This is a genomic window from Methanoculleus sp. UBA430 (genome assembly GCF_002506585.1).
In the GTDB taxonomy this organism is placed as follows: Archaea; Halobacteriota; Methanomicrobia; order Methanomicrobiales; family Methanoculleaceae; genus Methanoculleus.
The window spans coordinates 363,655-374,954 of sequence record NZ_DAXW01000009.1; the positions used below are offsets into that span (position 1 = coordinate 363,655).

General features: G+C 62.1%; 6 protein-coding genes. All 6 read left to right on the forward strand.

Going from position 1 to position 11,300, the window contains the following annotated elements; translation table 11 throughout:
- Positions 1–389 precede the first annotated feature (389 nt).
- Positions 390–2,195 carry a DUF3344 domain-containing protein gene (locus tag BRA49_RS08030; RefSeq protein WP_292385008.1) on the forward strand — a complete coding sequence of 602 codons (1,806 nt, stop codon included), beginning with the start codon at positions 390–392 and terminating at the stop codon, positions 2,193–2,195.
- Complete coding sequence (locus BRA49_RS08035) at positions 2,182–3,159, forward strand: DUF3344 domain-containing protein (RefSeq protein WP_292385010.1); 978 nt, start codon at positions 2,182–2,184, stop codon at positions 3,157–3,159. Before BRA49_RS08030 ends, BRA49_RS08035 begins: the two co-directional genes overlap by 14 nt.
- Positions 3,160–3,163: 4 nt before the next feature.
- Positions 3,164–3,829: an ABC transporter ATP-binding protein gene (locus BRA49_RS08040; RefSeq protein ID WP_292385012.1), complete on the forward strand. Its 666-nt coding sequence runs from the start codon at positions 3,164–3,166 to the stop codon at positions 3,827–3,829.
- The gene (locus BRA49_RS08045) at positions 3,826–5,049 is read left to right on the forward strand and encodes an ABC transporter permease (protein ID WP_292385013.1); all 1,224 of its coding nucleotides are present in this window, start codon (positions 3,826–3,828) and stop codon (positions 5,047–5,049) included. Before BRA49_RS08040 ends, BRA49_RS08045 begins: the two co-directional genes overlap by 4 nt.
- Before the next feature lie 4 nt (positions 5,050–5,053).
- Positions 5,054–9,112, forward strand: a complete 4,059-nt coding sequence (locus BRA49_RS08050; protein ID WP_292385015.1) for a DUF3344 domain-containing protein — start codon at positions 5,054–5,056, stop codon at positions 9,110–9,112.
- A 947-nt stretch (positions 9,113–10,059) separates the two neighbouring features.
- A complete protein-coding gene (locus tag BRA49_RS08055; RefSeq protein WP_292385016.1) occupies positions 10,060–11,010 on the forward strand; it encodes a DUF3344 domain-containing protein in 951 nt (316 codons plus the stop codon).
- Positions 11,011–11,300: the final 290 nt, after the last annotated feature.

The following is an 11,300-nucleotide window of genomic DNA, read 5'->3' on the forward strand; positions in this document are numbered from 1 at the left end:
TGTCAAGCAGAACACACAAACCGGCCATAGGATGCGACCTCAGGCTTCACCGGTGAGATCGGTGCGCCGGATGCAGGGATCGGACCCGGTTTTCCCCCGGGCCTGTCCCGGTACACCGGGCCGTGGTGGGTATCATGTGGAGGTCCGACCCCCCTAAGGACGACAGACGCCGGGAAGCTGTGCCCGGGAGCGCGAACGTTCCAGGCTCCGGCTCCGATATGGTTCATACAAAATTCAAGGACGCTAACGAACGCCGGCCAGAGCGCCAGGGGATCGGGGCTTTCAAACCATCTGGCCCCATATTTCCGGGGAAGAGAGAATTTTCGCCCCTTATTGTTCACAAAAAAATAAAAAGTCTTAATACTGAGTGATACTATCTGATGAATAGTATGAACATATTCCGAAATATCTCTTGGTTATGTGTACTTATCGCACTTGTCTTCATCACAGCACCAGTTTCAGCAATCTACGACTTCGAAGGCATCCCGCTCCGCGAGGCGGCCCAGGGCGAGGTGCAGGGAGACGTGCTCACCTTCGGGACCTACGGGCTCACCGCCCCCCCTATCGAATGCACATTCTCACTCCCGGCAAAACCAGTCTGGGCGCGGGTCTACACGGGCATCTGGGGCGGCACCGAGCGCTACACCGGGTGGGAGGAGATCAGCGTCAACAACGGTGTCCCGGCCCGCCGGGATCTCTTCGGGAAAGACGACCGGAATGAGGAGACCTACGTCTCAGGGTACGGCGTCTACTGGGTCGCACACGACTGCACCGACCAGCTCCGGGGCGGCAAGAACACCATCAAACTGACGACCAGCAGGGGCCAGCCCGAGAGCAGGATCGACGGGCGCTCCTACGGCATCTTCGTTGTGGCCGTCGTCGAGGACGCCGCGAAACCGGTCACCCGGTACTGGATCGCCGAAGGAAACGAGAACCTCCACGGCGAGGGGTGGGCCGGCACAAACCCCACGCGCCACGACACGTGCGAGATAACCTTTGAGAAGGCACCTCTGGCAGAGAACGCCGCCGCCGACCTGACCGTGGTCCTCCTTGCCTCGACAAAGGGGCAGCCGGATTACGTCCTCTTCAACGGCGAAGACCTGGGCGTCCCGGTGACCGACCTCTCGCTCTATCCCGAAGGTGCGCGGGACATCGGGAACGAATGCATCGGCGACGCGACCAGCGGTGCCGGGGTCGAGGCTCGCTACGTCGATGTCGAGACGTTCGATCTCGGCCGCCTCCTGAAGGATACTAACCACGTTGTCTTCGAGCGGGGAAGAGACCTCGACGGCGACGGTGAGATCAGCACCACCGGGTCAAAGCCCGAGGGTGAGGACTACATCCACCCCTGCTCCGTCATCCTCACCGTGCGACGGCCCGGCGCCTCGCCCGCGCCCGACTTCTCTGTCGACGCGCCTGTGGCGACGGGAGCCTACGCCGGCGAAGAAGCAACCATTCAGGCGACGGTGAGGAACCACGGCGCACGGCCCGACGGGAAGATCGCGGTGGTCTTCTCGGTCGACGGAAGAGCCGTCAGGACGGTGGAGGTCGAACCGGCAAGGTCCGGGGTCCAGCAGGTCGAGACCGGCGTCACTCTCGCCGAGGGGCGGCACACAATCTCGGTCCGGGTCGATGCCACCGGTGACGTCGATCCGGCGGATAACGAGGCGTCGGTGGAGTTGACGGTCGGCACGGTCCCCGACCTCTCCGTCGCCATCGGGGCACCGGTCAGGGCCGGGGCTGAGGCGCATGCCGCATCGCCGCAACAGTCCCCCGCACCGCTCGTTGCCCTGGTTGCAGGGCTCTCTCTCGCCGCGCTCCTTGCCGCGATGCGCCCGCCCGGCGGGAAGATAACGGTCGTCCTGGTCGCGGGCGCGGTCATCGTCGCCGCATGCCCGCTGGTGGCGCCGCCGGCGGCCGCCGCAGGGTTTTCCGACTACACCATCCCGATCACGGTCAGGAACGGCGGGGGGAGCGACGTCGGCGCCTTCGACCTTGCCATCTACCTTGACGGCGATAAGGCGGCGGTAAAGCACGTCGACGGGATCGGCGCCGGGGCAACGGTCACGATCGACGTCCCGCTCTACACGACGCCCGGGAAGCACCGGCTCAGGGTGGTCGCGGACGAGAAGGGCGCGATCAAAGACTCAAACCGGGCAAACAACATAGCGGAGGGCGAGTATGTCTTCCCGTAGGACTGTTGCTGCCGGGCTGATCATCGTCCTCGGACTTCTTCTGGCAGTGCCCGCGGCAGCCACCTATGCCGGGGATAAACCGCTCTCGACCGTGTTTCACGACGAGTTCCGGGGGGGGTACGTCTATACGGTTGGGAACAGCACCTACAGCGGTGCGCTCAACCCCGGGGACCGGTATGCGGTCTCGTTCGACCTCGACCTCCCAGAGGATGCAACCATCCGGTACCAGCGCCTCTACGTCTACTGGGCCTGGAGCAAGCTCGACCAGAAGGCGATCTATCCGGCGCTCTCGCTCATCCGTACGGATGCGAGTGAGCATTTCACGGAGGCCGCCCGCTACGCGGATTCCAAGGGGTTCGTCAGCAAGAACGACTTCTTCTCCGGGATGGACGTATTCACGACGATGGATCTCGCCCGGGGGAAGAACTCCTTTACCGTCATCCTCGAGAACAACGCCACCGACAACCGAACCTTTGTCGTCCAGGGGATCGGGCTGCTCGCCGTCTACGAGAGCCCGGGATCGCCAGAGGCGATCGCCTGGGTGAGCGAGGGGGCCGACCTCATCTACAGCAGTTACGGGATCACCCCTGCCATGGCGTCAAGCAGGATCGATTTTCCCGGGACGATCAGCCGGTCCGGTCTTGCGTCCGCCGAGCTCTTCCTCGTCGCCCCTTCGGGCGGCTATACCCGGGAGAACATCCCCGTGATCAACCGGCTCTTCTTCAACCGCGAAGGGACGAGCAGCATGCCCTCGTTCTTTGAAGCGATCCTCTCGGCGATATTCCCGGGATCGAACGGGAAGGAGTGGGTGAACGTCTTTGACTCCGACGAGACGAAACAGGTCGGGATCGACCGGCGGGACGTACTGCCCTATCTGCGGTCCGATAAGAATTTTGCGCAGGTCCAGGACGAGAAAGACTACCTTGTCCTGTCGAACGCCGTTCTCTGGGCCGAACGGAGGTAAGAAGATGGAGACGATCATTGAAGCAATGCACTTGAACAAGGCATATAACGACCAGGTGACTGCTCTTTTGGACGTGAACTTCGCCATCGGGAAGGGCGAGTTCGTCGCCCTCCTCGGGAGGAGCGGCAGCGGGAAGAGCACGCTCCTGAACATCCTCGGCGGTCTGGACGCCCCGACCTCCGGGGAGGTCCGGATCGACGGCAGGAATGTCGATTTCGGCGACCGAAAAGCGCTCATCGCGCTCCGGAGGGAGGCCATCGGGTTTATCTTCCAGAGTTTCAACCTCATCCCGGCGCTGACGGCGCAGGAGAACGTGGAGTACCCCCTCCTCTTCAATTATCACGAGAAGGCCGCGAGGAGAGAGCGGGCCGCCGATCTCCTTGCGACCGTCGGTCTCGCGGACCGGGCGCACCACTACCCGAGGGAGATGAGCGGCGGCGAGCAGCAGCGGGTGGCGATCGCCCGCGCCCTCGTCGGAGACCCCCTCATCGTCCTGGCCGACGAACCGACGGGGAACCTCGACTCAAGGACACGCGACGAGATCTTTGACCTGATGCGGCGGGTAAACCGGGAACGGGAGACGACGTTTCTGATCGTCACCCATGAGCGCGAACTCGGGAAGCGGACGGACCGTACCATCGAACTCCTTGACGGGAGCGTGGTATCGTGATCGTCGGAAGGCTGATCGATTATCTGATGGCCGCGGCCCACCAGGTCGCGCGGAAACGGATGCGTGTCTTCCTCACCGCCCTCGGCATCGCTATCGGGGTTGCGGCGGTCGTCGGGACCGTCTCCCTGGGCGAAGGCATCCGCTACCAGGCGGTGGAGGCGATCAAGGAGCAGTCCGACCTCACGCTCATCGAGGCGACCGCTGATATCCGCGGCGGCGCGATCCAGCTCATCACACCGGCAAAGATCGGCGAACTCGATGCCATCCCCCATGTTGCGGCATCCTCGGCGGTGGTCAGGGAGGCCTACGCCACAAAACGGCAGACCTACCTTGAGGTCGTGGGCGTCGATCCCGGCGGGATCGGGGACGCGATCAGGCCGAAGTACCTGAAAGGAGAATCCCTCGCTCCCGGCTCCCGGCAGGCGGTGCTCGGGCACGACGTCGCCGAGACGCTCCAGCGCTACGAGGGTGTCCGGCTCGGCGATACTGTCCCGATCCTGATCCGGCGCTACGACGAGGACGGCATGCCGGTCGACGAAGAGGTGGGTTTCACCCTTGTCGGCGTACTCCAGGAGCGGGACGACGCGTTCGACCAGGTGATGCTGATCGACCGCGGGGTCGCGCAGGAGTTGCGCGGCGGCGAAGCGGCGTTCGACGGCGTCCTGATCAGGGTCGATCACCCCGACGCGGTCTTTGGTGTGGTGGACGGCATCAAGGGGCTCGGCCTCACCGCACGGGGCGCGTTCCAGCAGATCGAGTCGGTGAACCGATTGATGGACGTTGTCGTCCTCATCCTGGCGTTCTTTGCCGGGGTCGCCCTGATCGTGGGGGCGCTGATGATCGTCAACACAATGGTTACGTCGGTCTTCGAGCGGACGCGGGAGATCGGGATCACCATGGCCATCGGGGCCTCCCCTGCCGACGTCGTCTACCTCGTCCTTGCCGAGTGCCTCTACATCGGGTTGATCGGGGGTGTGATCGGCGATCTCCTGGGCGTCGCGTTCTCGGGCGCGATCAACACCTTCGGCAAGCCGTTCATCGTCGCCCAGCTCGGCGATACGTTCTCCACGTTCGCAGACGCCGAGATTACCCTGATCACGCCCGGGCTCCTCGTGCTCGGGATGGCGATCGCGATCGCCCTTTCCCTGGTATCGGGCCTCTATCCGGCGTTGAAAGCATCTCATCTCAACCCGGTGACGGCGATACGGACGGGGGTGTGAAAGTATGAGAAGAAGATCAGTAACTTCAGGAATTATCCTCTCTCTTGCCCTGTTGCTGGCCCTCGTGCCTGCACCTGCGGCGGCTGACCAGTATGTGGGCGGCATCCCGCTTGAGACAGTGGAAAGCGGCGTCGTCTCCGGCGGGCTGTGGCATGACTCGTTCGTGGGGGTCGGGCAGGAGCATGAGGTCACGAAGACCTACTCACTTCCTTCCTACTCGAAGATCAAGTGGGCGCGCCTCTACGTCGCTGTCTACTGCGGCCACATGCAGAACAACTACGAGCACCGGGCGACCGTGAAGTTCAATGGCGGGTCGGGGATGCAGACGCTCGGCGTGGAGGAACTCCGGAAGTCGTACTCCTTCCCGGCTAATGGCGGGGACGGGCCGGTCTGGGTGAATGACCACTGCAACCGGGTGACGAGCGACTACTGGATGTGGTACGACGTGACCAACCGTATCACCGGCAGGAATGCGGTCACCCAGGTGAAGACGGAGCAGCCGGAAGGTTATACGGGGACCTTTGACGGGCGAATCAAACTCGTCACGCTTGTCGTCGCCTACGACGACGGCGACGGCGACGAAGTATACTACTGGGCGAACCAGGGGCATGATGTCCACTCCTACTACACCGAGGAGGACCTCGGCGCGACCTACATGGGCGAGACGCTCTTCTCGACCGAGGACCTCCCTGAAGACGACGAGCGCGAGTTTGCGGCCGAGTTCTCGGCCATCTACATAGCAAGCCAGGTCGGCGAATTCTCGTTCAACACCGAACCGCTCGATGCCAATGAGCCGCAGGGCGCCTACTCGGGGTACCAGACGTGGGACGTTTCGGATCTCCTGGAACCCGGGACGACGAGTACCCTCACCTACACCCGGGACCTCAGCGTCACCGGGAGCGGCGGAGGGTTCCTGGGTGCATTCTTCAAGATCCCGCTTGCCCTCCTCTCGGTCCGCTACCCCGAAGAGGAGGTCGGGTCGATCCGGGTGACCTCGGTGCCCGCCGGCGCGGCGATCTACCTGGACGACGAGGCGACCCAGTGGACGACGAACACGACGATCCCCGGCATCCCTGCCGGCGACCACTCAGTCAGGGTCGAACTGGACCGCTACCGGGTGCCCGACGACCGGTGGGTCACGGTGACCAGAGGCGCGAACGCCACGGTCCACTTCAACCTCGAACCGATAACGGGCAGCATCGAGGTGACGAGCGAGCCGCCCGGGGCCTGGGTCTACCTCAACGGGGTGAACAGGTCGGTCGTAACCCCGGCGACGCTGGAGAACCTGGTCATCGGCGACTACACGGTCGAGGTGAGGGCGGAGGGCTACGAAGACTACCGGACGGTTACGGTCAACGACGGCGAGACCACCTCCGTTAACTTCGACCTCACGACGTCCGGGGGTGGGTCCGGCGGTTCCGACGGCGGAGGGATCCCCGACTACGGCTACACCGGGAAGAACCTGGACGTAGCCGTCTCAGGAACCGTCCACGGGAACCTGACCTACTACGAGTTCAGCAGTTACACCGGGCTCATCCACGCCGGTGAGGGCAAGGAGTTTACGATCAATGTGCCCCCACCCAAGAACGGCACGGTAGGGTATGCACGGCTGTATATCTATACCACCTGGGGGCACGACGAGAAGAGGAAAGAGGGCACCCCGGTCAGGATCGGTCTCGCAGTCGACGGAGCGAATATCGCGGCCGATAAGGTCTACAACGACCGGAAGGACGAGGGGATCTATAATTATCTTCTCGAGACCCACGCGTTCAACGTCACCGGCATCAAGGGCGGTATCGCCGGAGAGCACGTCGTGACGGTGAAAAACGACGGGAGAAAGGACGATGTATTTGCAGCCTACGGCGTCGGCCTCCTGGTCGTCACCGAAGATCCTGCCGAACCGGAGATGACCTACTGGATCGCGGAGGGATCGGATACGCTCTATGCCAACCCGGACTTCGGCACGACGTCTGAAGACTGTATCACGACAGCGATCTTCAACGAGTCCGTCGACCTCTCCGGAGCCGGCGAGGCGCGCCTCATCCTGGTGGCAACGGCCGGTTCGGGGATGGACGACGACGAGCACCGGATCTTCTTCAACAGCGGTGAGTGGTTCAACCTGCTCACTGCTGGCTCTTCAGCGATCAGCGTGGCCGACCTGGACGCGAGACCGTACCTCCGGCAGTCAGGGAACGAGGCGGGGATCCAGAGCCTCATCACCACGACGAAGGGGGATTATATGGAGAACCGCGCCGTCATCCTCGTCGTCAGGAAGGGCATCCCGCCGGCGGGCTACGAGGCGAACGCTACGCCCACGGCGAGCACTCCCGGGACGCCGACGACATCGTCCGGCAGCACCGGATCGCGGTTCACCTTCAACTCGACGAACGGGCGGATCGAGGCCACGCGCATCGTCGCCGACGGCGGGGCCGTTCAACTCTATATACCCGAGGGAGCGGTGATCACCGAAGGCTCCGGGAACCTCGTCCAGACGATAACGTTACAGAGGCTTCCGCCCGGCGGTGCCGGGGGTGCCGACCCGGCCTACGAGATCGCCAGCGAGGATATGGTGAGCGACATTCCGCTCGGGCTGGTCGTCTCCGTGAACAGATCGGGAGGCGCGATCGTCAGGTACGACCGCGCTTCGGGCACCTGGGAGACCCTGGAGACCACGGCAGATGCAACGGGTGGCAGCGTCTCGGCAAAGATCTGGCAGGGGGGCGTCTATGCGGTCCGGTACGGCGAGGCCGGCGGAGACGCTCCGATCGGAGGGGTGCTCAACCTGCTGTTCGATGTTGTTTCGGCGATCTTTTCGCTGTTCGGCTTCACCCCCGCCGCTGAGGAGCCGGCGCCGCCGGCGGAGCCCGCGCCTGATCCCGGATTGGCCCGGGCCGAGCCCGCACCCACGGCGCCGGCGGCGCCGGCCGTCGATATCACCACGATGTGGTTCGGCCTCTCGGTGCTCTCCGACCCCCCGGGTGCGCTCATCGACCTCGACGGGGAGTACACCGGCAGGACGACACCGGCCGCCTTTGCATCGCTTTCGGGCGGCAACCATACCGTCCGGGTGCGCATGGACGGCGCCGAGCCGGCGGAACGGACAATCCTGCTCGACCACGACGATGAGGTCGTTGTCGAGATTCCGGGTCTCGCTTCCCCCGGCCTGCTCCGGACCTGGGAGCAGAACCATTACGGCGGCGTCTACGTCGACTCGTTCCCGGAGGGGGCGGAGATCCTCGTCGACGGCCGCAAGGTGAACCGGAAGACTCCCGACATCGTCTACGGGCTCAAGGAGGGGCTGCACACCATCAAGGTGAAGAAAGAGGGGATCACGTTCAGCTCCGATAAAGAGCGGATCTGGATCGAGAAAAACGCCATAGCCCGGGTGACGTTCACCAGCGGCAACGCGGAACTGACACGGTCGCTCACGTTTGAGTCGGAGGACTACGCGCAGAAACCCTTCTCGATCAACGGCAGGTACCTAAGCGACCGGTTCCCGAAGAAGGTCGAGGTCAGTGGGATCGGGGGGTCGTATATCACCATCTATGACGGCGAGAGTTACCGGAGTTACCGGATACCCGCCGCCGTCGAGTCGAACGACACCGTGAGCGCCGTCTTCTCGGATGCACCCTGCAGTCTCCTCGTGACGTCGGTGCCGGCAGGGGCAACGATATCGGTCGACGGGTTCCAGACCGGGTCTGCCACGCCGTATGTCGTTACCAACATATCGGAAGGGAAGCATCTGATCTCGGTCTCAAAGCCGGGGTATATCCCGGCAGAACGGGAGGTCCTGCTGACGGACCACGGCAAGGACGCCACGGTGAAGTTTACTCTCGACCCCTATACCTGGGGATCGCTTGAGGTCTCAAGCACCCCGGCGGGCGCCAGGATCTACCTCTACAGCCGGGATACCGGCGAAGTGACGCCCCACACCTTCCACTACCTTGATATCGGCAGTTATCCGGTGAAGGTAGTAGGAAAGAGCGGGTCGAAGACGATCGAAGACGTCATAGTCTCGCCACATGTGACCACCGAATGCCATGCCGACCTCTCAGGGGACTGAAAAACCCCGGTATCCACTTTTTTGCCGGAATAGAACGCAGGGGATATGACCTCTGATGGGAGGAATTCTACAGATCCGCGTGCACCGAAACCCTATCCTAAGACCGTTTCAGCCGCACGCGAGAATCCTCCGAATATTCGTCGTCTTTCCCGGCGCGCCGACAGGTTCTCCGGGGCCAGGCCGTTCCGACAGGATGATTTACCCTGATTACCAACCTGATATTCGGCCCTGCCATTCCTCCGTTCACTTCCAGGTTGGATGCAGGGCCAACCCCTGGTTCCAGAAGACCGGATATTTTCTCACTGTTCTCGTGCGGAACTTGCTGCGCATCGATTCCAAAAATTTCGGGCTCACGCCTCTCTGCAGTTGTATAAAGCAGGAATACAAACGCCGGCAGCAGAGGTTCGCCTGCAGGGGCCCCGTTGAGCGGGTCCAGGCATTCAGTGTAGCTGCACCGGAAACGGAATCACGGAAGCGAGAGTTCCGGTCCCAACCGCAGAATGCTCCTGATCATCTCCACGAACCCTGCCGGATAACCCCATCCAGGAGGTTCGGACGCGGCTTCTCCGCACGAGGTCGTCCTGAAACTCCCCTGCCATGAAGGAGCGCCGCCCCCCCGGTGGGTATACCCGGGTGTGCCTGGAGGGGACCGAGGCGCGTCCGGGAGAGACACGAAGATGCTATCAGAACACGCAACCCTTACCTGACTGCCGTGTTTCGAACAGTACCAGGACTGATCCCGATGCCGGCTGAGATAGAGAGGAGAAACTTACGTATGGCTTGCTCCTGCCTGTAGCAGCACGGGCGTAGCAGCCCGACGGGTATTATAGAAACAATTTATTTTAGCACTTAGTGTTAAATGAAAAGATTTTTGTTATACTGAGATCATCCACTGCTTACCGGGAGGCAGGACACTCCCGGAACTACAAACAACCTGGAAGTGAACAATGAAGACAGACATACAGCGCATGCTGGCATGCATGCTGGTACTGACGGTGGTGTGCGCATTTACACCACCGGTGTCGGCGGATCCGTACCTGGGCGGAGACCCTCTCGTCACCGGGAACGGGACGAGCGGCACGGTCTCCGGCGGCCTCTGGTTCGACGCGTACCCCGGGTTCGACTACGCACATACGGCCCCGATCGTGAAAAACTTCACCCTCCCGTGCAGTTCCGGGAACGTCGCCTGGGCACGGCTCTATGTAGATACCTACATAGGGAACATGCAAGCGAATTACCCCCTGAACACGACCGTGGAGTTCGACGGCGGGTCGGGATACGAGACACTTGATACCGAGATCGTGAACACAACCTACACCTTCCCGCGGGGCAGCGGTGAGGACGGGACAATCTGGATCAACGACCACTGCAACCGGGTGACGAGCGACTGCCTGATGTGGTATGACGTGACCGCTGACATCAACTCATCGAGTGTTTCGGCACGGGTGCAGACTCACAAGCCGGATGGCACCCAGCCGTTCGACGGCCGGGTGAAGATGATCACGCTGGTAGTGGCATATAACGACGGAGATTTTGACCAGATCCACTACTGGGTGAACCAGGGCCACGACACCGACTCCTACGTTGCCGATGATGAAGGATACTCCTACATTGGAGAGACTGACTTCAGCACATCGGGGATCACGGCTGTCGATGCGAACCTCACGGCCATCTACCTGGCGAGTTACAACGGGAACTACGCCTTTAACGGCAACGCCCTGCCCTGGAGCAACCCGCAGCAGGGATCGTACTTAGGATACCAGAGTTGGAATGTCACCGACTACATCACCGGCGGAGACAGTACGATGACGTTTGACCGGAACTCCACCGACTCCGGCTCGTACAGCGGCTACTTCAAGATCCCCCTCGCCCTGCTGACAGTGGAGGAGGAGGAGTGAGCGCGCACCTCCGCGACGACGATGTCGTGACAGAACACCTGTTCCGGATTGAGGCAAAAGACGCGAAATCGGCGGTCGACCCGGAAGGCTGACCGCCACACCCTTTTTTTCGGCCGCGCAGAGGACCGGCGGACTGCCGGCTCTCACACCCCCGGCGGGATCTGACCATAGGCCGGACGGTTCGCCTTTGCGTGGCACGAATATCAAAAATACGTACCTAAATTAATACATTTTTTATTAAAGTGATGATCCAGTATGAACGATCTCAATTTATATATTACTAAATACTA